This is a genomic window from Bacteroides sp. D1 (assembly GCF_000157095.2).
GTDB classification, from domain to species: Bacteria; Bacteroidota; Bacteroidia; order Bacteroidales; family Bacteroidaceae; genus Bacteroides; species Bacteroides xylanisolvens.
Map to the genome: position 1 here is coordinate 22004 of NZ_JH114337.1, position 24695 is coordinate 46698.

At 42.2% G+C, this 24695-nt stretch carries 15 protein-coding genes and 1 pseudogene; 11 read left to right on the forward strand and 5 right to left on the reverse strand.

Features of this window, described 5'->3' with window-relative positions; genetic code table 11:
- Positions 1-16: 16 nt before the first annotated feature.
- The 3 genes from BSAG_RS15375 (at position 17) to BSAG_RS15365 (ending at position 7331) form a co-directional block, all read left to right on the forward strand.
- Positions 17-2245 carry a fimbrillin family protein gene (locus BSAG_RS15375; RefSeq protein ID WP_008019708.1) on the forward strand — a complete coding sequence of 743 codons (2229 nt, stop codon included), beginning with the start codon at positions 17-19 and terminating at the stop codon, positions 2243-2245.
- A 27-nt stretch (positions 2246-2272) separates the two neighbouring features.
- Positions 2273-3175 carry a glycerophosphodiester phosphodiesterase family protein gene (locus BSAG_RS15370; RefSeq protein ID WP_008019709.1) on the forward strand — a complete coding sequence of 301 codons (903 nt, stop codon included), beginning with the start codon at positions 2273-2275 and terminating at the stop codon, positions 3173-3175.
- Between the two features lie 175 nt (positions 3176-3350).
- Positions 3351-7331: a two-component regulator propeller domain-containing protein gene (locus BSAG_RS15365; RefSeq protein ID WP_004313437.1), complete on the forward strand. Its 3981-nt coding sequence runs from the start codon at positions 3351-3353 to the stop codon at positions 7329-7331.
- Positions 7332-7599: 268 nt separating this feature from the next.
- On the opposite strand, the pseudogene BSAG_RS15360 reads toward BSAG_RS15365, so the two are convergent.
- Positions 7600-7950: pseudogene (locus BSAG_RS15360) on the reverse strand (DUF1016 N-terminal domain-containing protein); the annotation flags it as partial.
- A 79-nt stretch (positions 7951-8029) separates the two neighbouring features.
- Between BSAG_RS15360 and BSAG_RS15355 the strand changes: the two are divergent.
- Entirely contained in the window at positions 8030-8218 is a 189-nt protein-coding gene (locus BSAG_RS15355) for a hypothetical protein (RefSeq protein ID WP_008019711.1), read from the forward strand.
- Between the two features lie 88 nt (positions 8219-8306).
- Here BSAG_RS15355 and BSAG_RS15350 read toward each other — a convergent pair whose 3' ends face one another.
- From BSAG_RS15350 to BSAG_RS15340, 3 genes are read right to left on the reverse strand one after another with little or no spacing between them, the layout of a single operon-like run.
- The gene (locus BSAG_RS15350) at positions 8307-9494 is read right to left on the reverse strand and encodes a porin (protein ID WP_008645721.1); all 1188 of its coding nucleotides are present in this window, start codon (positions 9492-9494) and stop codon (positions 8307-8309) included.
- Positions 9495-9509: 15 nt separating this feature from the next.
- A complete protein-coding gene (ansB, locus tag BSAG_RS15345; protein WP_004313439.1) occupies positions 9510-10568 on the reverse strand; it encodes an L-asparaginase 2 in 1059 nt (352 codons plus the stop codon).
- A 35-nt stretch (positions 10569-10603) separates the two neighbouring features.
- Positions 10604-11914: an anaerobic C4-dicarboxylate transporter family protein gene (locus BSAG_RS15340; RefSeq protein ID WP_004313440.1), complete on the reverse strand. Its 1311-nt coding sequence runs from the start codon at positions 11912-11914 to the stop codon at positions 10604-10606.
- Between the two features lie 177 nt (positions 11915-12091).
- On the opposite strand from BSAG_RS15340, the gene BSAG_RS15335 reads away from it, so the two are divergent.
- The 7 genes from BSAG_RS15335 (at position 12092) to BSAG_RS15305 (ending at position 22637) form a co-directional block, all read left to right on the forward strand.
- On the forward strand, positions 12092-13525 hold the full coding sequence (locus BSAG_RS15335) for an aspartate ammonia-lyase (protein WP_004313441.1): 1434 nt from the start codon (positions 12092-12094) through the stop codon (positions 13523-13525).
- A gap of 221 nt (positions 13526-13746) precedes the next feature.
- Positions 13747-15117 (forward strand): FAD-dependent oxidoreductase, encoded by a 1371-nt coding sequence (locus BSAG_RS15330; RefSeq protein WP_008770596.1) that lies wholly within the window; start codon positions 13747-13749, stop codon positions 15115-15117.
- A 1039-nt stretch (positions 15118-16156) separates the two neighbouring features.
- Entirely contained in the window at positions 16157-16588 is a 432-nt protein-coding gene (locus tag BSAG_RS15325) for a hypothetical protein (protein ID WP_004313443.1), read from the forward strand.
- A 260-nt stretch (positions 16589-16848) separates the two neighbouring features.
- Positions 16849-17424 carry a porin family protein gene (locus BSAG_RS15320; RefSeq protein ID WP_004313444.1) on the forward strand — a complete coding sequence of 192 codons (576 nt, stop codon included), beginning with the start codon at positions 16849-16851 and terminating at the stop codon, positions 17422-17424.
- Between the two features lie 196 nt (positions 17425-17620).
- Entirely contained in the window at positions 17621-20077 is a 2457-nt protein-coding gene (priA, locus tag BSAG_RS15315) for a primosomal protein N' (protein WP_004313445.1), read from the forward strand.
- Between the two features lie 51 nt (positions 20078-20128).
- The gene (locus BSAG_RS15310) at positions 20129-21925 is read left to right on the forward strand and encodes a DUF4091 domain-containing protein (RefSeq protein WP_004313446.1); all 1797 of its coding nucleotides are present in this window, start codon (positions 20129-20131) and stop codon (positions 21923-21925) included.
- Between the two features lie 241 nt (positions 21926-22166).
- Positions 22167-22637 (forward strand): low molecular weight protein-tyrosine-phosphatase, encoded by a 471-nt coding sequence (locus tag BSAG_RS15305; protein WP_004313447.1) that lies wholly within the window; start codon positions 22167-22169, stop codon positions 22635-22637.
- On the opposite strand, the gene BSAG_RS15300 is transcribed toward BSAG_RS15305, so the two are convergent.
- Positions 22612-24684: an HD family phosphohydrolase gene (locus BSAG_RS15300; RefSeq protein WP_004313448.1), complete on the reverse strand. Its 2073-nt coding sequence runs from the start codon at positions 24682-24684 to the stop codon at positions 22612-22614. The two genes, BSAG_RS15305 and BSAG_RS15300, sit on opposite strands and share 26 nt — an antisense overlap.
- Positions 24685-24695 lie beyond the last annotated feature (11 nt).

The following is a 24695-nucleotide window of genomic DNA, read 5'->3' on the forward strand; positions in this document are numbered from 1 at the left end:
AAGGAGGAGATGAGTTATGAAAATTACTAAACATATATTGACTGCATGTATATTAACGGGTATGGCAGCTTGTGATACGGATAAAGAGATAGCCGTGTTCAATGAAGACTCCGGTGCAATCAAGATCAATGCTGTTATTGATGCTGCATATACCCGTAGTAATCCTACAGGAACAAATGAACAGCAAATGCAATTTAATAATGGAGACCAGATTCTGTTGAGTTGCGAAGATGGTAGTGTGACTTATATGTTGTCTGGAGGGCAATGGGCTCCTACGGATAACTATTATCTTAGGTGGGGAAATGAACCTGTTACTTATTCTGCCTTTTATCCGGTGACTGAAGGAACAAGCGTAGCCAACTTCTCTCTTCCTATTAATCAGCAGAGTTTGGAAAATCTGGCGAGCGCAGACTACATGACTTGCACAGTAGAAGATGCTATAAATGAGGGATCAGGTGTCCTTCATCTGAATATGAACCGGAGAATGGCGAAAGTTATCATGACATTGGACGATATAGACTCACAAAGTAAAGCTCTAGGAGTTAAAATCGGTTCCTATCAGGGATATACGGACGGAAATGTTTCATCGGGAACTGCACTTGTTTCACCGTATGTCACCATTCCTGAAGGAGGGAAAGCCGGACAAAGCGGATGTAAATATACGGCGATCGTAGCTCCGGGAACTGCAAATCCTAATAGTACTTTCGTTTCTTTAAATTACAAGGGGGAAGATCTGGTATTGCCGGGCATTCCTGCAATAAAGGCCGGATTTTGTTATGAATTTACTTTGAAAGTAGAAGGTTCGGTCATTAGATTGAGTGAACCGATTGTCACTCCATGGGAGACTGGTACAATCAATGGGGGAGATGCAACGGAATTGCAATTGGACGCTTATTATGTGAAAGAGCATGCTACAGGGAATGCTACCGGTATGGATTGGGATAATGCAATGGGAGTAGACGGGTTACGCAATCTATTGAGAACTAACACTAACAGTGCGATCACGACTGCGAATGCTAAGAAATTGGATGGTAAGAATATCTATGTGGCAGGCGGTACCTATTTGATAGCAGATCAGGAAGCCGGTCTGAAAATAGAGTATAGCGGATATAGTAAACAAGTCGAAATAAAGGTTGTGTGTGGATATGATCCTCAAAGTACCCGGAAGGATTTAAGCAAGCGTGATCCTGTCCGGTATCTGACTACTTTCACAGGAGATGCAAATAATAACGGCATTGCGGATGCGGGTGATTATTCCTTGTTTACATTAGGAAACCAGATAGATATTACATTTGAAGGTTGTACGTTCTCTTGCGGTTATCATCCCAATGAGAAAATAAATGGCTATAGTGGTGGATTCCTGATTGCGAATGGTAGCAGTGGCAATGCAACATTACAGTTGAATCATTGTATCATTGAAAAGTGCTATAATGCGGGAGTAAATGGTTCAGGTGAGGCTGGTGGTTCCGGTATATTCATGTATAAGGGGACAGCCAAACTAAATCATGTGCAGTTGAGAAACAACAAGGCATCTTCGCGTGGAGGCGCAATTCGTGTCAATGACAGTGGGAGTATTCTTTTTATGAATAATTGCTCCATTACAGGCAATGAAGGCGGACAGTTCGGTTATGCTATTCAAATGTCAAACGGTCATTTATGTATGAATAATACAACTGTTACCAATAATAGTGGTAGAGATGGAACCATTAACGGCGCGGGGAGTATGTTGATTGTAAACTCTACCATTATCGAGGATGGTGCTCAAAATAGCGGGGCTGTTATTCGTTGTGAATCCTGGCCGGCCCGGCAATCATTCTTGATGAATAATATCATCCTGAATAAAAATGCAGCTAATCCGGTTGTTGAAATGTCCGGTGATGATACTCGCCATTTGACATCCAAAGGGTATAATCTGATGGGCGGTACGATCATGCCTGCATCAACCAACAAGTTTACAACATCAGAGTTTGATAAGTATAACAGTACGATTAGCTCTTTAAATGTCGTATGGGATGCCAATCGTTCTGTCTATACTTGGGACGGGAATGTGAATGAGTTTACCCGGACTGCTGCCGACGCTGTTAAGAATGCGATCACAACCGGCTTTAAACCGGATAGTTGTCCTTTCCAGAATTTAGGTGAGGAGTTTGGAAAATGGTTGGATGAGATGGATGCTTTTTCCACTGACCAGTTGGGGAATCCGCGTGATAAAAATGCGATGTGGCCGGGAGCTTATCAAGAATAATGATACAATTTATTTAAACGAATGACAATGAAAAACTACAAACTGATATGGTTAGGGATATTCTGTTGTTTGCAACCTCTTATATTGTTTGCGCAACGGGGAGAAATGATCCGTAAGGCATTTTTAGATCCGAAGTCCGATCAGGTGTTAGTCGTGGCACACCGGGGGAACTGGCGGAGTGCACCGGAAAATTCCGTAGCGGCAATTGATAGTGCCATACAAATGGGAGTGGATATTGTGGAGATTGATATTCACAAGACTAAAGACGGACAATTAATATTGATGCACGATGACCGTGTAGACCGGACAACCAATGGTAAAGGATTGATTAAGGATTATACATTGGCAGAAATCAAGAAGTTGAAACTGAAAGATAAGGATGGAAATCTGACAGAACATATTGTTCCAACATTGGAAGAGGCATTGTTGGCAGGCAAAGGTCAGATTATGTTTAACTTGGATAAGGCGTATTCTGTGTTTGACGAGGTATACGCTGTGCTCGAGAAAACCGGAACTGCCAGTTTGGTGATAATGAAAGGAGGCCAGCCGGTGGAAACTGTCAAAAGTGAGTTTGGAGATTATCTGGATAAAGTGATTTACATACCGGTGATAGGACTTGACGGAAAGGATGGCGAAAAGAAGGTCAGGGACTATATGACACAGCTGCATCCTGCTGCCTTCGAATTGGTTTATTCGGATTCTTCCAGTCCTTTGCCTCGAAAAGTGAAATCGATTATTCTGGGAAAGAGTCGGATTTGGTACAATACGTTGTGGGCTTCTCTTGCGGGAGGACATGAAGACGATCAGGCTTTAAAAGATCCGGATGGAAACTATGGATATCTGATTGAAGAGCTAGGGGCACGGATTCTCCAGACTGATCGTCCGGGATTCATGCTGGATTATTTGAGAAAAAAGGGATTGCATGATTAATCGTCTGAAGACAATGAGGTAAATGTATTGTTTGGCACACAGATAACGTCGATGAGATCAATAGACGTTATCTGTGTTGTTTTTATCTATTCTCCAAGTGAAAATAATTTTGAGATTTGGCTTGGGTTACTAAAATAGCTATATTTGACTCGCTGAATCGACATGGGTATATAATATGAAAAAAGCAATAATAGCATTTATCAGTCTTATTATTTTTTGTATTGAGCCATTAATGGCATCTGCAGAGTTTTCTTTTAAGAAATATCAAGTAGAAAACGGATTGTCTCATAACACAACTTGGTGTGCAATTCAAGATAGTTATGGCTTTTTATGGATAGGTACGAGTAATGGGTTGAACTGCTATTATGGTAGCGGAAATAAAATTTATCGGAATGTTCTAAATGACAAATATTCTTTAGGGAACAACTTTGTCGGTTCTTTGATGGAAGAGGGTGAAGACCTTTGGATAGGAACAAGTTCCGGGCTATACATTTATGATCGCTCTGACGATCATTTCTTGTATTTTGATAAGACAACTAAATATGGAGTATTCATTAGTTGCGAAGTCAAGAAAATCGTAAAAACTAAAAATGGTTTGATTTGGATAGCTACTTTGGGACAAGGCATCTTTATTTATGATCCGGTAAAAGACGTTCTGACTCAAAATAGTATCCGGACTTTTTTTGCCTGGGATATTTGCCAAGGTACGGATTCTCTTGTCTATGTCTCTTCTATGCAGGAGGGATTATTGTGCTTTGATGAACAAGGAACTTTTCTGCAAAGTTATCCGGTTTCATTCGAATTGAATATTGGCAATCAGAGGATTAACTGTCTCCATAGTATTGATCATGAAATTTGGTGCGGTGTGGGGACGAATTCGTTAGGGTGCTATCAGGAAGGAAGTCAGGAATTAAAAATATATAATACGTCTGCAGAGAGTTTCAGTTCTATTCTTTGTCTGATGGACTATAACGGGAAAGAAATGCTGGTTGGTACAGACAATGGCATTTATTTATTTGACCGTGAGCGTAAGACATTTCGTAGGGGAGACTCTCCGTTTGGTTTATGGGCTTTGAGCGATCCGACTGTACACGCGATGATGCGGGATAATGAAGGTACACTTTGGGTAATGACTAATTCCGGTGGAATAAATTACATGTCTAAACAGTCGAAGCGTTTTTCTACTTATTCTCTGTCTTTGACGGGGATGGAAAAAGCAGATAAGGAGATAGGACCTTTCTGTGAAGATCGGGAGAAGAATGTTTGGGTGGGAACCCGGAATGGATTGTGGTTTTTCAATTCACAAACTCATTCTTTTCATGAGTATTTTTTGAAGAAATCAAATATAAAATACGATATACGTAGTTTGTTGTTGGAGGGCGATAATCTTTGGGTAGGAACTTATGCTGAAGGATTGCATGTGTTAAATCTGAAGACAGGGAATATTAAAAGTTATACTTATTCCCGTGATATTCCGAATACACTTTGCAGTAATGATGTATTAAGCCTTTTTAAAGATCGTAAAGGAGAAATCTTTGTCGGAACAAGCTGGGGATTATGTCGTTATAATCCACAATCGGATAATTTTATAACTGTGATAAATGTCGGTGCTATGGCTTCTGTAACTGACATCTATGAGGATATGTACAATAATCTTTGGATTGCGACTTCAAATCGCGGCGTTTTCTGTTATAATACAGTTGGTGAAGAGTGGAAACATTTTGAACATATCCGGGAGGACCTGACTACTATTACGAGTAACTCCGTGATAACATTATTTGAAGATAGGAAAGGTACGATGTGGTTTGGGACCAATGGTGGAGGATTATGCTCTTTTTCCAAAGAAACAGAAACTTTTGTTGATTTTGATCCGGAAAATATATGGTTACCGGATAAGGTTATTTATTCGATAGAGCAGGATCTGGCCGGCAACTTTTGGATTTCCTGTAATTCCGGGTTATATCAGTTTAATCCTGCAGATAAGAATAAGAACTGTCTTTTTACTATAAATGACGGTTTGCAGGGGAATCAGTTCACAGCGCAATCTTCATTAGCTTCATCGACTGGAAAGATGTATTTTGGAGGAGTGAACGGATTTAATGTTTTTGAACCGAAAGAATTTACAGATAACACCTATCTTCCTCCTGTTTATGTTATAAATATCAGTTTCCCTAATTTGAATAATGAGCGGGAAGTGAGGCGGTTGCTCCGGTTGGATAAGCCTTTTTATACTGTTGATAAAATAAAATTACCTTATGAGAATAACAGTTTTACAATTCGTTTTGCGATACTTAGCTATGAAGATCCTCTTAGAAATCGTTATGCGTATATCTTGAACGGAGTAGATAAGGAATGGATTAACAACTCTTCTAATAATACAGCTTCCTATACCAACCTTCCTCCGGGAGAATATGAGTTTTTGGTTCGTGGTTCAAATAATGACCATTATTGGACTGAAAAGGCAATTTCTTTATGGATTGTGGTTACTCCTCCCTGGTGGCGGACTACTATTGCTTATGTGGTATATGCATTGTTGTTACTTGCTGCTATCGTATTTCTTGGTTGGCGTTGGAATTTGTATGTCAGGCGTAAGTATAAACGTCGGATGGAGGAGTATCAGACTACCAAAGAAAAAGAAATGTATAAATCGAAAATCAATTTCTTTATTAATTTGGTACATGAAATACGAACTCCGCTAAGTTTGATTCGTTTGCCGTTGGAGAAATTGAGAGAAGAGGAAATCAAAGGGAAAGAGAATAAGTATATTTCTGTAATAGAAAAGAATGTAGATTATCTATTGGGAATCATCAATCAGTTACTTGATTTTCAGAAGTTGGAAAGTAGTGCTTTGCAGTTGAATTTGAAGAAATGCAATGTTAATGCATTGGTCAGTGATATTTTTAATCAATTCTGCGGTTCTGCGGAGTTGAGAGGACTGACATTACATCTTTGTTTGCCTCATGAAGAGATTAACATGATGATTGATTCGGAAAAGATGAGTAAGATTCTGGTAAATTTGATAGGGAATGCGATGAAATATGCGAAATCCAGAATTGAATTGAAGGTATTATCAGTAGATGACGAGGTGAGGATAGAGGTCACTGATGATGGTCCCGGTATTCCGGAGGACCAACGCGATAAAATATTTCAAGCTTTTTATCAATTGCCTGATGATCCTGTGGCATCATCTAAGGGTACTGGGATTGGTTTGGCATTTGCAAGGTCTTTGGCAGAAGCCCATCATGGAAGTTTGTTTCTGGAAAATAGTTCCGAGGGCGGTGCTTCATTTGTATTATCTTTACCATTGGGAACTGTAGAAACAGAAGATGTATCTGATGAATTGACTGAAACGGATGCTGTAGATGTTGGAGAAGAGGTGACTTCTGTTTCTGAATTTGCTAATAGGAGATTCACTGTTTTATTGGTGGAGGATAATCTTGAATTGTTAAATCTAACTCGGGAAGCTTTAAGTACTTGGTTTAGGGTGATACGTGCCGGTAATGGAAAAGAAGCATTGGAAATACTCACACGCCAGAGTGTGGATGTTATTGTCAGTGATGTTATGATGCCTGAAATGGATGGACTTGAACTTTGTAATCATGTAAAATCCGATATGGCTTATTCTCATATTCCTGTTATTTTGCTGACTGCAAAAACGACATTGGAATCTAAAGTGGAAGGACTTGAAAGTGGTGCTGATGTATATCTTGAGAAACCGTTTTCTGTTAAGCAGCTCTATAAACAGATCGAGAATTTATTAAAACTGCGATTGGCGTTTCATAAACAGATGACGGACATCACAATTGGTTCATCTTCTTCACTTTCGGATTTTGCTATTTCTCAAAAAGATGTAGAATTTATAGACAAGATCAATGCAATTTTATCGGAGCAGGTTATTAATGAAAATTATTCAATTGATATATTGGCAGATCAAATGAATATGAGTCATTCTAATCTTTACCGGAAGATGAAAGGTTTGTTTGGTATGCCTCCTAATAACTATGTGAAGAACTTCCGCTTAAACAAAGCAGCTGAATTAATTGCAAATGGTGTTCGCATAGCTGAGGCAGCAGAACGGTTAGGCTTTGCTTCTTCTTCCCATTTTGCAAAATGTTTTAAAGAGAAGTTCGGAATGTTGCCAAAAGATTATAAATAACAAGTCTTTTCATGATGGGAAAAATGATGGGAGGGTAGATGAAGTTTAAAAATGCAAGAAGTATACCGTAGTAATATTTTTTATCCATTCGTTTTATATTCTTGACTCCGGGAAAATCGTAATTGCACATAAACCAGTCACTTTCGCCCCTCGAATTTGCAGCGTTTTTGAATCTCCCGCATCTAAACTAACGTGAGTTCGATATAATTTAGAACATTACAAATTGTCCATAGTTCTTTGTATATATTATAGAACAATGATTACTAAAAAGCGTTAAAGGATTCTTTATGATGTCATCTGGTTTATTGATCGTTTGCCCCTCTTGTGCTAAACGCAAGACTGAATCTTTGTCTTTGCTGAGAGCCAAACGCTCATACAGGCTTGAATTATATTGCCGCTGCAATTGACGTACACTCCAATTTTGTTTCTGAGACTCAATTTCGTAAAATCTGCGTTCTTCATCAGATTCAATGCGCATTAATATCAAATAGTGAGACCATGAAAGCGTAAACGGATATTCCCTAGTTGATTTTATGGGGCTTTCGGTGAGTTTTTGAATTTGGTCAACGCTGTTGTTCCAATCTCTTTTGTCGAGTATGTTGAGAAAAATTTGCGACATCTTTTCAATGTTTTGTGTATTGGGTCAAAAAGAAGTTGTATATTTGTTCATCAATATCTAGTCTCAATATAGGTAATCTATGGAATTCATCACATCAACACATTTGAAGCAATGGGCTGACACAAAAGAATGTCAGTCTCTCTTGCCAGAATTGATGAGACGGCTTATCTGTGCTTCCGTGAAGCAGTTGAATAGACTGTCTTTCCCCAGTGGGGATGCTGTGCATATGTCTGAATGGGCCGGAGCAGATACCTGGGTTCTGATTTAAAAAGACCGAACATATAAGAATACCCGATAACTGTTGTAAGAAGCTATCGGGTATTTTTTTATTGTCAGCCCGGTTTCTTGCTTTAGAATTAGAATACAGGCATCTGCCAGATAAATCCTACAGAAATACGGTTAGTACTATAATTCTCCTGTCCCAGCACCTTGGCGCGGGAAGTGAAATCATACGAACGTCCCACGTAGGTAACAAAGAAGTGCAGATTGGTTTCCATCGGGTAATATTCGATACCGCCCAGATATCCCCAGGAAGTACGATAATTTCCCTTCTCTATTCCCTCGGACGCCTTGCCTACGGAAGCCGTCTCGTACATACCCTTCACAAAAACATTCCATTTCGGAAGAAAGCGGTAATTACATTTGGCAACAACCGAAAGATAGTTAGCATCAAAAGCGTTATGCCCGCCCGGACGGCCTACGATACTGGTAATAATACCTTTGCGGTCAATGTCCTCTTTTGAATACATGAAATCGACAAAAGCATTCCATTTGCCGAGATTCAATTCGTTACCTAAAGCATAATAATACATATTGTGACTTTTGGCCTCGTTCATGACAGAAGCCGACCAACGGGTCTTGAAGACATTGTTGAAATTACCGTTCCAGTTCAAGGTGTAAACCAGCGGCATTTTGCCGGATTTCAGATCGGGAAGATTTCCTTCGGCATCTTCCGTGATTCCGTAAGTGCTGTCGAACGAACTGTTGCGGCTGTTCAGTATTTGCAGGTTAAGTTGCTGTTCGGGAGTAATGTTATAGCCTACATTCAGTCCGGTCATAAAGTTACTCATATAGTCGATCATATCGCTGTACTGATAGATGTCGATTGGGTTGAGGTCGAACTCGATACCACCGTATGCGGCACATTGCTTTCCTGCGAAGAGGCTGAACTGGTCATTCAGTTTGATACCGATTCCGGCATAGTCGATGGAAGTAGGCAGATTGTCAATCATGCCGTTTGCATCGTTCGAGCGGTTGAGGCGCTGGCGATAGCGGTAAGAAAGCCAGTTGTTGATATTTCCTTTGGCTTCGATACGGAGCTGGTGCATGTTGAAGTCACCTTCCTGAAAACCATTTTGGAAATGAGCGTCAAAGCTTCCTTGCATATTCAGATAAAGATTGAACTTATCTGTCTTCTTTTTCACGTCTGTCAGTTCTTCAAACAGGGGAGTGTTCGGGTTGAATTTATCCTTCTTCTCCGTTTTTTGAGCATATACTCCCTGTATGCTGCCCGCGAGGAGCAACATAAATATCCATTTTTTCATAAGTAGGTCAGGCTTTTAGTATTCGTTAAAATATTGCTGAATTTGTTTCCAGTCAGTTGTTTTGGTTAGTGCAAGCATTAACAAAACGCGTGATTTCTGCGGATTCAGTTCCTGTGAAGCCACAAACTGATATTTGGCGTCGTCTACCTCTGCATCCAGTGTGGTAGGACCTGTCGGGACACGGGAAGAACGAACCACAAGGATTCCTTTTTGGCGGGCGTCTGTCAGTACCGGGAAGATATTCTGATGGATATTTCCATTTCCTACTCCTGCATGGATAATGCCTTTGTAGCCGTTGTTGAGCATCGGAGTTACCATATCTGCTTCAATGTTCGAATAGCTGTATACGATACCTACTTTAGGCAGTGCGTTCAGATGAGTAACATCGAAAACGGATTGGGTGGTATGTTTTTTTAGCGTCACCTGATTATAGAATACTTTTCCGTTCAACACATACCCTAGCGCGCCGGAGTTGGGAGCTTGGAAAGTTTGCACGTCGACCGTATTCATTTTAACTGTACTCTGTGCTCCAAGGATCAGTCCGTTCATGGCAACCAGTACTCCTTTGTCTTTGGATTCCTTTGCAGCGGCGGTAACTACGGCGTTATAAAGATTCAACGGGCCGTCGGCACTTAGAGCAGTAGACGGACGCATGGCACCTACCAGTACCACCGGTTTGTTACTTTTAACGGTCAGGTTCAGGAAATAGGCCGTTTCTTCCATCGTATCGGTTCCGTGAGTAATCACAATGCCGTCGATGTCCGGGCGTTTCAATAGTTCATTTATTTTTTTGGCAAGCGTCAGCCAAACTTGGTCGTTCATGTCCTGCGAACCGATTTTGACAATCTGTTCTCCGGTCACGTTGGCGATGTCCTTAATTTCGGGCACGGCATCGAGTAGTGCGCCGATGGCAACTTGTCCTGCTGTGTAGCTGGTTCCGGTAGCTGAACTTCCTGTGCCTGCAATCGTTCCTCCGGTGGCAAGGATATGAATGTTCGGTTTTGCGGCAAATGCCATTGTTACAGAAAATAGTAGTGTGACTACTACCAGTCCAAAGCTTTTGAATTGTTTCATAACTGAATGATGTTTAGGTTAATAATATATGTATATTAAAATATTTGTATAAAGAGCAGTCCCAGGGCAATGGCAACAATCGTCGATACCAAGCCGGGCATCATGAACGAATGATTCAACACATACTTGCCGATTTTTGTTGTCCCGGTACGGTCGAAATTAATGGCAGCCACTACGGTAGGGTAATTCGGAATAAAGAAATATCCGTTCACTGCCGGAAACAAGGCGATCAGCATATAAGGCGAAATCCCCAACGCAATGCCCAGAGGCACAAGTGCCCGAACTGTGGCAGCCTGGCTGTATAGTAGAATAGACATCACAAACAGCGCGACACCAAACAGCCACGGCATTTGTTGCACGATCCCTTCAATAGAAAGAGTTAGCTGTCCCATATTTCCCTGAAGGAAGGTATCTCCCATCCAGGCAATACCGAAGATGGCAATCACCGCCTGCATGCCTGCCGGAAATACGGAACCTTGCGTTGCTTTGATTCCGTCGGTCTTGGTTACTAACAGGATGATGGCAGCAGCCGATAACATCACGATTTCGATGATGGAAGACATTCCTAATGTAACTATTTCCCCGTCGATCAGGAAACTGGGGCGCATTCCTTCAAAAGAACCGAAGAGTACGATAAACGCAGTTGCCAATATAAAGATAAGGACGGAAATCATAGCGGAACGTTTGTTCTTCACATCTTTAATCTCTATCTTTTTATTGTTGAATAATCCTTCTTTCAGACGTTTCTGATATTCGGGGTCTTCCACCAATTCTTTACCGACTTTCATCGAGAACAAAGCACCGACCAACACGCCGACAATGGTAGCGGGAATCGTAATCTTGAGAATGTCGAATAGGGTAATATCGAATCCGGCTAAGAGTCCGAGAAGTGCTACGGTAGCCGCGGAAATCGGACTGGCTGTAATGGCCTGTTGGGAAGCAATGACAGCAATACCTAGCGGACGTTCCGGACGGATTTTTGTTTCGGTGGCAACCTCCGCGATGACCGGCAACACAGAATAGGCGACGTGTCCCGTTCCGGCTACAAAAGTAAACAGGTAAGTCACCAGCGGACTAAGCAAGGTGACGTGTGAAGGATTCTTACGAAGCAAATGTTCTGCCAGTTTTACCATATAGTCCAGTCCGCCGGCTGCTTGCATACAGGAGGCAGCCGAAATCACTGCGGCAATCATTAACATAACGTCGATAGGAGGCGCGGTGGGTTGTAAACCAAAAACGAACGTAAGTATAGCCAACCCAACTCCTCCCATCACGCCGAGGCCGATACCTCCCAAGCGTGCGCCAATAATAATAGCTGTCAGAACAAATGCTAATTGTAATATCATAGAATGCTGTTTTAAGTTCCCAACAAAGATACGTGATTTCTCTCTTTGTATTTTCTTTTTCTTGTATTAACAACAAAAAAGTCTTTGAATAGTTTTTGCATATTTATTAAAACAATAACTAAACTCATTGGTTATTATAAGAACTAACGAAACTGTTATTATTATAAAACAACCGATATGGAACAAAATTTATCAAAAAAAACTCGTACGGAGAGTGACCTGATAGGTAGTCGTGAAGTGCCGGAAAGTGCACTGTACGGAGTACAGACGCTCCGCGGTATCGAAAACTTTCGCATCAGTAAGTTTCATTTAAATGAGTACCCTTTGTTTATCCAGGCATTGGCTATCACAAAAATGGGAGCCGCCGTTGCCAACCGCGAACTGGACTTATTAACCGAAGAACAAACGGATGCTATCTTGAGAGCTTGTAAAGAAATACTTGAAGGAAAGCATCACGAACAGTTCCCCGTAGATATGATTCAGGGGGGAGCGGGTACTACCACGAACATGAATATCAATGAAGTGGTTGCCAACCGGGCATTGGAATTGATGGGGCATCAGCGCGGAGAGTATCAATACTGTTCGCCTAACGATCATGTCAACCGCTCGCAATCTACCAACGATGCTTATCCCACCGCCATCCACATTGGACTCTATTACACTCATTTGAAATTGGTTAAGCATTTCGAAGTGTTGATAGAGGCTTTCCGGAAGAAAGGACGTGAGTTTGCGCATATCATCAAAATGGGACGTACCCAACTGGAAGATGCCGTACCGATGACTCTCGGACAGACCTTCAACGGGTTTGCGAGTATTCTTGAACATGAAGTGAAGAATCTTGATTTTGCCGCGCAGGACTTTCTGACAGTCAACATGGGAGCCACGGCCATCGGAACCGGAATCACCGCCGAACCGGAATATGCGGAAAAGTGTATTGCCGCTTTGCGCAAGATTACGGGACTGGATATAAAGCTTGCCGATGATTTGGTAGGAGCCACTTCGGACACTTCCTGCATGGTAGGTTATTCGGGAGCGATGAGGCGTATAGCTGTCAAAATGAATAAGATATGTAATGACTTGCGATTGCTGGCTTCCGGTCCGCGTTGCGGATTGGGCGAAATCAATCTGCCGGCTATGCAACCGGGCTCATCCATCATGCCGGGAAAAGTGAACCCGGTGATTCCTGAAGTGATGAATCAGGTGGCTTATAAGGTGATAGGAAATGATCTTTGTGTGGCTATGAGTGGCGAAGCCGCTCAAATGGAGCTGAATGCAATGGAGCCGGTGATGGCGCAATGCTGTTTCGAGTCTGCCGACTTGTTGATGAATGGCTTCGATACCTTACGTACGTTATGTATCGACGGCATAACAGCCAATGAAGAAAAATGCCGGAGAGATGTGCACAACAGCATTGGTGTAGTGACAGCCCTGAATCCGGTGATTGGTTATAAAAATTCTACCAAGATAGCTAAAGAAGCATTGGAAACAGGAAAGGGAGTGTATGAACTTGTTTTGGAACATAATATCCTTTCCAAGAAAGATTTGGATACCATTCTGGAACCTGAAAATATGATAAAACCAGTCAAACTGGATATTCATCCCAACCGTTGATAGATAGTAAGTGGGAATCGATTCAATAGGGAAATCGCCGGGCAGGTCACTGATCTGCTCCGGCGATTTTGATTATTTGTTACTTTTATTCTATATGGGAATAATTGCTAACTTATCCGGTAAAATGGTTATTGTTCATTCTTTCAAAAACAGTGAACTTTGCAACATCATTAGTTATGAACTTAACAAGTAAATTTAGAACCAATTAAAACTATATGGATATGAATGCATTTGACGTTATTATTATCGGTTTTGGCAAGGGAGGGAAGACCCTTGCGGCAGAGTTTGCAAAGCGTGGGCGAAAAGTTGCCATTGTTGAACGTTCGGATAAAATGTATGGAGGAACGTGTATTAATATTGGCTGTATTCCGACCAAGACATTGGTTCATCAGGCTAAAATTGCTTCCGGTATGAAAGATGCTACATTTGAAGAAAGGAGTGAGTTCTATCGCAATGCCATTTCTGTGAAAGAAGCTGTGACAAGTGCATTGAGAAATAAGAATTACCATAATCTGGCAGATAATCCCAATGTAACAGTCTATACAGGTGTGGGCTCTTTTGTCTCTTCCGATGTGGTTTCTGTCCGTACATCTACTGAAGAAATAATGCTGACATCGAAGCAAATTATTATCAATACGGGAGCAGAAACAGTTATTCCTCCCATTGAGGGAGTTGTGGGTAATCCGTTGGTTTATACAAGTACCTCAATCATGGAATTGACAGAGCTTCCCCGCCGACTGGTTATTATCGGTGGCGGTTACATCGGTTTGGAGTTTGCGTCTATGTATGCTTCGTTCGGTTCACAGGTGACCGTACTCGAAAGTTATCCTGAACTGATTGTGCGTGAAGACCGGGATATTGCTGCAAGTGTAAAAGAAACATTAGAGAAAAAAGGCATTGTTTTTCGAATGAATGCAAAGGTTCAATCTGTGAAACATATCGAAGATGGAGCAGTCGTTGTTTTTTCTGATTCACAAACTGGTGAGGTGGTGGAACTTGAAGCTGATGCTGTATTGCTGGCTACAGGACGCCGACCGAACACGAAAGATCTGAATTTGGAAGTTGCCGGAGTGGAGACGGATGCACGCGGAGCGATCATTGTGGATGAATACCTGAAAACAACCCAACCGAATATACGTGCCGTTGGTGATGTGAAAGGTGGTTTGCAGTTCACTTATATTTCATTGGATGATTACCGGATTATCCGGGAGGATCTGTTTGGCGATAAAGAACGGACAACCAATGATCGCAATCCGGTTAGCTACTCTGTTTTTATTGATCCTCCATTAGCACGTATCGGATTGAATGAAGAAGAGGCTCGTAAACAGAATTTGGATATTATTATCAAGAAATTGCCCGTTATGGCGATACCAAGAGCGAAAACATTGGGAGAAACGGATGGCCTTTTGAAAGCTGTTATTGATAAGAATACGGGAAAAATATTGGGCTGTATGCTGTTTGCGCCTGATTCCAGCGAAGTAATCAATACAGTTGCTGTTGCAATGAAGACAGGTCAGGATTATACTTTCCTGCGTGACTTCATTTTTACTCATCCTAGTATGAGCGAGGCGTTAAATGATTTGTTTTCATAGTAGTAAGAATGAGTATAATCTTCCTCCATAAAGTTTAAAAAACATCAAAGTATCTGCCACCTGCAACAAAACGCTTGTAATGTATTAGTAAATAGGCAGTTGGAGCGTTGCAGATACCTGTTGCAGATACGTTGCAGATAAAGTATCTGCAACGTATAATATAACTAAAGAAAAGTCCTTGATTTCTTTATGCAAAGCTATGGGAGGTTCATGGTATCCCTATAAGGAGACTGCAGTATCTACGTACAGAAACTGCGGTATCCATACATGGACACTGTCGTTTCCTGCCTTGGAAACTGCGGTTTCCCGCCTCGGAACTGTAGTTTCCTACGCTGGAAACCGACGTTTGCTTGGATGAGAGTAAAAGTTACTCTCATCTTACTATCATACTTACTCTCATACCTGTAACTCCGATGAATAAAGGCTTTTCAAACGATTGATGAGAGTATGAGAGTAAAATTGCTTATTTATTTTTATTGGTGACGGATTTCGGTAATCAGAAATAAGAAACAGGATTATATTTTATCAAATTCATTTTAATACGTAACTTCCTATATTTATTCCCATATTTCTACTACGTTTCAAAAAAAACATATATCTTTGTCGTACGCTTTCAGCCCATCAGCGTGATGAAATAGGCAGAAAGCGGTTTATATTTCTTAAATGAAGTATGGATGTATTATCTCTCACATCTGAAAAATTAGCAATTTTCGCGCAGAGAGATGATACGGCAGATACTTCACGTGAATGGTTATATGTCAAACATATCACTTGATGATGTGTTATATATAGACGATTGACGTGGGTGTCTGTTGTTATCATTATCTTGCGCAAGGGTCTTGCTAAGCCTCAGATGTGGATAATGGTACAGCAGCATCTGCGTCTTTCTTGTATTCGGCCGGTTATCAATTACCCCACAATTTAACCTAGCCAATCTCCATCCGGCGGACTGCAAAAAGAGTGGATGCTCGTTGTGCTAATATACATGAATAAAACATTATTCATCCCTTATTGTATCACACATAAAAGAACAAACGCTATGGCACAATGGATTAGTATAGAAGAAGCGGCTGCAAAGTACGGATTCGAGACAGAATATATCTGGGTCTTGATAGAGATAAGAGAAATCACCGTGGACTACCAAAGAACCGACATCGACATCATCGACGATGAAAGTATTCAGGATTTTATCAACCGGAATAAAAAGGGGATTACATTGATGTATATCGAAAAGTTGGAACGATATTGCATGGATAAATCTCAAGTTTGTTCAATATACGCATCACTTTTAGGCAAACAAGATAAGGAAATCACCATATATAAAGGAGCTAAATTTTTGTATGATGCACTGCAGAGCAAATGGTTGAAGCAATGTGACCGGGTGCGGCATTTAGAAAAAGAACTTGCATTGGAGCAGACCACTTGCCGTACGTGTTGGCTGAAAAGGTTATGTATGATAATTAGGAAGTAAATTTGATTAACTATCATTTTTCCAATATTTATAGATGATAAATAGGATGAAAATTGAACTAATAAGAACTTCTTATTAGTCTGTGAGTGTTAGATGAAACTGATGCTCTATTGTAAGTTCAATCTTCAAAAGAGCAAATATAAAGGTATGGGCGTCGGATTAAGTGAACAACAGCGACTTTGAGCGAACAAAAAACCGATAAATTGTGTTTATTTATTCTAATTATATATCTTTGTCCCGAATTATAAACACGTAAATTTATGAAAAAGATTTTTGGTGCTTTAATGATTGCCGTATGTATCGGTATGGCGATGCCTGCCCAGGCGCAAATACACTTTGGTGTAAAAGGAGGTTTGAACTTGTCGAAGGCGAGTTTCTCTAATGTAGGCGATAACTTTAAGAAGGATAATTTTACCGGTTTCTTTATTGGTCCGATGGCCGAGTTTAATATTCCAATCGTAGGGTTGGGAGTAGATGCTGCCTTGCTTTTTGCTCAAAGAGGTATAAAGGTTTCTGAAGGAAACGAGGATTTGACTATCAAGCAAAACGGTATTGATATTCCTGTAAACCTGAAATATACAATCGGTTTGGGAAGTATGGCCGGTATTTATCTTGCTGCAGGTCCTGATTTTTATTTCGATTTTGAAAAGAAATCGGGAATTGATAAGAAGAAAGCGCAAGTAGGTATTAATGTGGGTGCCGGTTTGAAGTTGCTGAACCATCTGCAGGTAGGTGCTAACTACAATATCCCATTGGGCGACACTGCGGATATTGAAGGAACAGACGCTTCTTATAAGACTAAGACTTGGCAGGTATCTGTTGCCTATATTTTTTAAATAGTCTGTCATTTTACATCGTATATAAAAAAGAGTTTCCGGTGAACGGGAACTCTTTTTTTTGTTCGGAGGCTGCCCTGTTGCAGCCTCGAAACTGTTTCTGCCCAATCCTGCCTTAAGAAGCGTTTTTCTTTTGAGTGTTCTCTCTTCCTTCTTTTTCATTCCCCATTTTTTTTATTGTATTTTTGTACCTGCAATGAAAAAATATGTAGATGTCATATTACCGCTTCCGCTTCCGAAGAGTTTCACTTACTCTTTGCCGGACGAATGTGCGGAAGATGTGAAGATAGGCTGCCGTGTGGTAGTTCCTTTCGGGCGAAAGAAGTTTTATACGGCTATCGTCCTTAACGTTCATTATTGTGCTCCAACGGAGTACGAAGTGAAAGATATATCTGCATTGCTGGATGCTTCTCCCATTTTACTACCCGTTCAGTTCAAATTTTGGGAATGGATAGCCGATTACTATCTCTGTACACAGGGAGATGTGTATAAAGCGGCACTTCCTTCCGGCCTGAAGCTGGAGAGTGAAACGATTGTTGAATATAATCTCGATTTTGAGGCGGATGCGCCATTGCCGGAACGGGAACAACGCATTTTGGATTTACTTGCCGTAGATGCGCAGCAGTCCGTCACTAAACTGGAGAAAGACAGCGGCATAAAAAATATTCTTACCGCCATCAAGTCCCTGCTCGATAAAGAAGCCATTTTTGTAAAGGAAGAATTGAAACGTACTTATAAGCCTAAGACAGAGGCACGGGTGCGGCTTGCGGGTACAGCAGATGAAAAGCAACTCCATATCTTGTTTGATATTCTGTCTCGTGCTCCGAAGCAACTGGCGTTGCTCATGAAGTATGTAGAGTATTCAGGTATTTTAGGAACCGGAACTCCGAAAGAAGTCTCCAAGAAAGAATTGTTGCAACGGGCTAATGTGGCTCCTTCGGTACTGAACGGACTGGTGGATAAGAAGATTTTCGAAATCTACTATCACGAAATCGGACGGTTGAATAAACAGGAGAAAGAAGTAGTCGAGCTGAACGCCTTGAACGAATTTCAGCAACGGGCACATGATGAAATCGTTCAGTCTTTTCAGGAGAAAAACGTGTGTCTGCTTCATGGAGTAACGTCCAGTGGGAAGACGGAAGTATATATTCATCTAATCGAAGAAACGATTCGTCAGGGAAAGCAAGTCTTATATTTGTTGCCGGAGATTGCCTTGACTACTCAAATTACAGAGCGTCTGCAACGGGTCTTCGGTGCTCGCCTGGGGATCTACCATTCTAAATTCCCCGATGCCGAACGGGTTGAAATCTGGCGGAAACAACTGGGAGAGAACGGATACGATATTATCCTGGGTGTTCGCTCTTCCGTGTTTCTTCCTTTCCGGAATCTGGGACTGGTGATTGTGGACGAAGAGCACGAAAATACGTATAAGCAACAAGATCCCGCCCCCCGTTATCATGCCCGTAGCGCAGCGATTGTGCTGGCTGCCATGTACGGAGCTAAAACCCTGTTGGGAACGGCTACTCCTTCCATTGAGTCGTGGCAGAATGCAGGGGAGGGGAAATATGGTTTTGTACAACTAAAAGAACGATATAAAGAAATTCAATTGCCGGAGATTATTCCGGTAGATATAAAGGAATTGCATCGCAAAAAGAGGATGGTGGGACAATTCTCACCGCTGTTGATACAATACATGAAAGAGGCTTTGGAACAAGAAGAGCAAGTGATTCTCTTTCAGAACCGTCGCGGGTTTGCTCCGATGGTGGAGTGTCGTACTTGCGGTTGGGTGCCCAAGTGTAAGAATTGCGACGTGAGCCTTACCTATCATAAAGGAATCAATCAGCTAACCTGTCATTATTGCGGTTATACCTACCAACTGCCGAAATCCTGTCCTGCCTGCGAAGGTACGGAACTGGTGAACCGTGGCTTTGGTACGGAAAAGATTGAAGATGACATTAAAATCCTTTTTCCCGAAGCGGCAGTGGCACGAATGGACTTGGATACCACACGCACCCGCTCTGCTTATGAAAAGATTATTGCGGATTTCGAACAGGGAAAGACGGATATATTGATCGGTACGCAAATGGTTTCAAAAGGATTGGATTTCGATCATGTCAGTATTGTAGGTATACTGAATGCCGATACGATGCTGAATTATCCGGATTTTCGTTCCTATGAACGGGCTTTCCAGTTGATGGCGCAAGTAGCGGGACGTGCCGGACGTAAGAACAAGCGGGGTAGGGTGGTGCTGCAAACCAAGAGCATCGAGCATCCTATCATTCATCAGGTCATTGCCAATGATTATGAAGACATGGTAGGCGGGCAGTTGGCGGAACGGCAGATGTTCCATTATCCTCCTTATTACCGGTTGGTATATGTTTATCTAAAAAATCATAATGAAGCGTTGCTGGATCAGATGGCGGCAGTGATGGCGGATAAGCTGCGGGCGGTATTTGGCAATCGGGTGTTGGGGCCGGATAAACCTCCTGTTGCCCGTATCCAAACGTTGTTTATTAAAAAGATTGTCGTAAAGATTGAGCAGAATGCTCCGATGGGACGTGCCCGGGAGTTGCTGTTGCGCATCCAACGGGAGATGTTGGAAGATGAACGCTATAAATCTTTGATTGTCTACTATGATGTAGACCCTATGTGATTGAATATTTTTCCCCCTAATAAAAAACTTTAATCATTTAATTAACTAACCATGAAACGACTTACTATTTTTTCCCTGACTTGTCTCTTTAGCGTAGGCGCAGTTTTTGCCCAGCAAGGAGTCACTCAATGTGGCGTTCCGACAGGACAACCGAAGTTCCCTTTACTGACTTATCAGGAATTGCCCGACCCTGCTGCGCCGTCTGATAAAGAATGGGCGGCAGTGACAACAACACAAGTGTCTTGGGGTACAACAGACGTCCGGTACGCAAAACACGGGCTTCCCCGGTTGAAGAACCAGCAAACGGTTGCTTTGAAAGGCTGGCGTGGTGAACGTGTGAACGCGCAAGCGGTTGTATGGACAGGTGTAGAACTGAAAGACCTGAATTTTAGCTTTGGTGATTTCAAAGACAAGAAAGGAAATGTTCTTCCCCAAGATGCATTCACCGGCGGTTTTGTCCGTTATGTGATGACGGATGAATTGAACAAAGACGGTCGAGGTGCCTGCGGACACCGGAAAGCGGTGGATTATGATTCATTATTGGTGGCCGACCCTATTGATACCAGTCTGAAAGCAATGGCTTTGCCTGCCCGCACAGTTCAACCTGTCTGGGTGCAATGTTGGATTCCTCAATCGGCTGTTCCCGGAACGTATAAAGGGGAGTTGCTAATCAACGACGGCTCTCGTCTGTTGCAACGCCTGAATCTGGAAATTACGGTTTCTTCCCGCGAACTTCCGGCGCCTTCGGAGTGGGCCTACCACTTGGATTTGTGGCAAAGTCCTTATGCAGTGGCACGTTACTATCAGGTTCCTTTATGGAGTCAGGAGCATTTAGACGCCATGCGTCCTTTGATGAAAATGCTGGCAGACGCCGGACAAAAGATTATCACGGCTACTTTGATGCACAAACCTTGGAACGGTCAGACGGAAGATTATTTTGATACAATGGTTACCTGGATGAAACGGGCGGACGGCACATGGTCTTTTGACTATACCATTTTCGACCGTTGGGTAGAATTTATGATGAGTGTGGGCATTGACAAACAGATCAACTGTTATTCAATGGTTCCCTGGGAGTTGTCATTCCAGTATTACGACCAGGCAACCAACTCGCTGAAATTTGTGAAAACAGCACCGGGCGAGGAGGCTTACGAAGAGATGTGGGTAGCAATGCTTTCGTCTTTCTCCAAGCACCTGAAAGAAAAAGGATGGTTCGATATCTGTGCTATTGCAATGGATGAACGTCCGATGGAAGTGATGCAGAAGACCTTGAAGGTGATTCGTAAGGCCGATCCGGATTTCAAAGTTTCGTTGGCAGGAAATTACCATGCGGAGATTGAGCCCGATTTGTATGATTACTGCATTGTAATCGGACAGAACTTCCCCGAAGAAGTACGCCTCCGCCGTGTGGCAGAAAACAAGCGTACCAACTATTACACCTGCTGTACGGAAGCTCACCCCAATACATTTACTTTCTCCGATCCTGCAGAAGCTGTCTGGATAAGTTATTATTCTTCTAAGAAACACCTGGACGGTTATTTGCGTTGGGCATACAACAGCTGGCCATTGGAACCGCTGCTCGATTCCCGTTTCCGCAGTTGGGCAGGTGGAGATACGTATCTTGTATATCCGGGAGCGCGTAGCTGTATCCGTTTCGAACGCTTGATTGAAGGAATTCAGGCGCACGAGAAGATAAATATCCTCCGTCAGGAATTTGAGAAAAAGGGAAATAAAGCCGGATTAAAGAAAATAGAGAAAATGCTTGCTCCGTTCAACTTGGGTAGTATGCCGGAAACCCCGGCAGCAGTAACCGTGAACCGGGCAAATCAAATATTGAACTCATTGTAAATGATTGTTCGTTAAATGGGAATTTAGGGGCGTAGCGCCCCAACAAGGTTTCCATTCGGCATGTTATCGTTTTAGACATACCCTAAAGGGCGGAACTGTATACAATTATGCCCTTTCAGGGCGCAAATTCAGATTACCGTTTTTTCGTAGGGCGTTGCCCTACGCTATATAATTAAGCCCTTTCAGGGCACTCCGCAAAATTATCATTTGACTTATTCTTGAATCTGTTAAAACTGAAATTATGAAAAAGATATTGTTTGTCTGCCTTGGAAATATCTGCCGTAGCTCTACGGCTGAAGGCGTGATGCTTCATTTGATAAAAGAAGCGGGATTGGAAAAAGAGTTTGTGATAGATTCCGCCGGAATCTTGTCTTATCATCAGGGCGAACTGCCGGACAGCCGGATGCGTGCTCACGCGGCTCGTCGCGGTTATCAACTGGTGCATCGTTCGCGCCCCGTCCGTATAGAAGATTTCTATCATTTTGATTTGATAATCGGTATGGACGACCGGAATATAGATGATCTGAAAGACAAAGCACCTTCTCCCGAAGAATGGAAAAAGATTCATCGCATGACAGAGTACTGCACCCGTATTCCTGCAGATCATGTCCCCGACCCCTATTATGGAGGGGCCGAAGGATTTGAATATGTACTCGATGTGTTGGAAGACGCTTGTGCCGGCCTGCTTACTTCTTTAACTCCGGATAGCTGATCCGGGTATGATAAGCAATCTTTAGTTTTTCCTTGAATACAGCTTTCACAGTTGCTATATCCTTGAAAGTGATAGGACATTCTTTAAAGTAACCTTCAGTAACCTGCGAGTCGATAATTTTGTCGACCAGGTTGCTGATGGTTTCTTCCGTGTATTCCGGAAGACTGCGTGAGGCAGCTTCCACAGCATCCGCCATCATCAGGATAGCCTGCTCTTTGGTAAACGGATTCGGTCCGGGATAAGTGAACAATTCTTCATTCGGCTCTTCGTCCGGATGCTCGTTCTTCCAGGAAATATAGAAATATTTTGTTTTTCCCCGTCCATGATGGGTGCTGATAAAATCTTTGACCGCTTTAGGCAGATTGTGTTTATCCGCCAGCTTCAATCCATCCGTCACATGGCTGATAACGACCTGTGCACTTTGTTCGTAATTCAAATTCTTATGCGGATTAACCCCTCCCGACTGATTCTCCGTAAAGAAAGCCGGATTTTCCATCTTCCCGATATCGTGATACAAAGCCCCCGTACGTACTAACTGGCTTTTTGCTCCAATGCGGATAGCGGCTTCTGCTGCCAGATTAGCCACCTGCATGGAATGTTGGAAGGTTCCGGGAACCGTTTCAGACATCTGCCGCAAAAGATCGTTATTGATATTCGAAAGTTCCACCAAAGTAACATTGGAAGTAAATCCGAAAGTCTTTTCCAATAAGAATAATAAAGGATAAGTGAATAATAGCAGGATTCCGTTAATGATAAAGTGAGTGTACATGCGTATGTTCAACTTAGAGAAGTCGGTGGAAAGACCATTCTCCGTCATCAGTTCGAAAGCAAAATAAATGGCTGCATAAGTCAGTATCACTAATAAGGCCGTTCGGAAAAGCTGGGATCTCTGCGATAGTTCCCTTAGGCTGAATATCGCCACTAATCCCGCTGCCAACTGCGTCAGAATAAACTCATGAGGGAAGCGCAAGGAGATGGAGCATATCAATATAGTGATGACATGCGTCAGAAAAGCGGTTCTCGAATCAAGAAAGACACGGATGATAATCGGCAGCATCGCGTATGGGATGATGTACACATTAAATATATTATGTGTCACCATGAAAGCCGTTATGACGCTGTAGAACACAATCAGGGTGAATAGTAACGACAGACTGCCTTTCCGTTGATAATAGTCTTTCCGGAATAAATCGAGATAGAGCATGAAACAAAGCATCAGCATACCCACAAATAAAACCTGGCCACCGAGAATCAAACGGTTTTGTCCCATAGACTCGTTGCGTTTGATGGATTCTTTGCGCAATGATTCGAGGATATTATAGGTATGCGGACTAACGATCTCTCCACGGTCGATAATCTTTTGCCCGCTGACTACCAGCCCGTTTGCCCAGGAATAATTATTTAATATCTCCTCTTTGGCGGCCAGGGTGCGCTCCTCGTCAAAAGTGAGGTTGGGAGTAATGTATTCGTTCAGCGCGCATTGCCTTAATACTTCCCGGTTGAAATGGGTCGAGTCTGCTGTCAGCAGGTGTTCATACGCTTTCTTTACCGTGTAAATGTTTCCGGTAGCCTGCGGGTTGGCAAGTTTATCGTCAATCACCATGACGGATGAAGTGCTGTCTTTTTGAAGCTGTTGTATATTCTCTGTCGATACGATACCTGCCTGATAGATTTCTTTTAAGGTACGCTCGATATACCGCAAGTAATCGATGGAAGGAAGAATTCCTTTCAGATTGGTGTGATAATTCTCTTTCAGCTTGGCGATTGCATTTTTTTCGATGTCTTTATCCAATTGGTAATAAGGCTGGAAGAAAGCCATCAGACTGTCTTGCTCTCTTTTTACTACCGCATCCTCTTTATAAATAGGAAAGTCGAAAGTAGCGATCAGCTGCCCATATTTCCAGGGCTTATTGATGTCAAACTGGTAATTGAATTTTCCGTCACGTGGCAGGAAATAGACAATCAACGTCACAGTGCTCACAAATAGCAGTGATTTATATAGTAAATCTCTCCATGAAAAACTTTTTTTCTTCTTCAAATGTTCCATATCCACTGAAA

Bases quoted from the DNA above. Each gene is read 5' to 3' on its own strand.
- BSAG_RS15375 (WP_008019708.1), top strand. From the start codon at position 17: ATGAAAATTACTAAACATATATTGACTGCATGTATATTAACGGGTATG.
- BSAG_RS15370 (WP_008019709.1), top strand. From the start codon at position 2,273: ATGAAAAACTACAAACTGATATGGTTAGGGATATTCTGTTGTTTGCAA.
- BSAG_RS15365 (WP_004313437.1), top strand. From the start codon at position 3,351: ATGAAAAAAGCAATAATAGCATTTATCAGTCTTATTATTTTTTGTATT.
- BSAG_RS15355 (WP_008019711.1), top strand. From the start codon at position 8,030: ATGGAATTCATCACATCAACACATTTGAAGCAATGGGCTGACACAAAA.
- BSAG_RS15350 (WP_008645721.1), bottom strand. From the start codon at position 9,494: ATGAAAAAATGGATATTTATGTTGCTCCTCGCGGGCAGCATACAGGGA.
- ansB (WP_004313439.1), bottom strand. From the start codon at position 10,568: ATGAAACAATTCAAAAGCTTTGGACTGGTAGTAGTCACACTACTATTT.
- BSAG_RS15340 (WP_004313440.1), bottom strand. From the start codon at position 11,914: ATGATATTACAATTAGCATTTGTTCTGACAGCTATTATTATTGGCGCA.
- BSAG_RS15335 (WP_004313441.1), top strand. From the start codon at position 12,092: ATGGAACAAAATTTATCAAAAAAAACTCGTACGGAGAGTGACCTGATA.
- BSAG_RS15330 (WP_008770596.1), top strand. From the start codon at position 13,747: ATGAATGCATTTGACGTTATTATTATCGGTTTTGGCAAGGGAGGGAAG.
- BSAG_RS15325 (WP_004313443.1), top strand. From the start codon at position 16,157: ATGGCACAATGGATTAGTATAGAAGAAGCGGCTGCAAAGTACGGATTC.
- BSAG_RS15320 (WP_004313444.1), top strand. From the start codon at position 16,849: ATGAAAAAGATTTTTGGTGCTTTAATGATTGCCGTATGTATCGGTATG.
- priA (WP_004313445.1), top strand. From the start codon at position 17,621: ATGAAAAAATATGTAGATGTCATATTACCGCTTCCGCTTCCGAAGAGT.
- BSAG_RS15310 (WP_004313446.1), top strand. From the start codon at position 20,129: ATGAAACGACTTACTATTTTTTCCCTGACTTGTCTCTTTAGCGTAGGC.
- BSAG_RS15305 (WP_004313447.1), top strand. From the start codon at position 22,167: ATGAAAAAGATATTGTTTGTCTGCCTTGGAAATATCTGCCGTAGCTCT.
- BSAG_RS15300 (WP_004313448.1), bottom strand. From the start codon at position 24,684: ATGGAACATTTGAAGAAGAAAAAAAGTTTTTCATGGAGAGATTTACTA.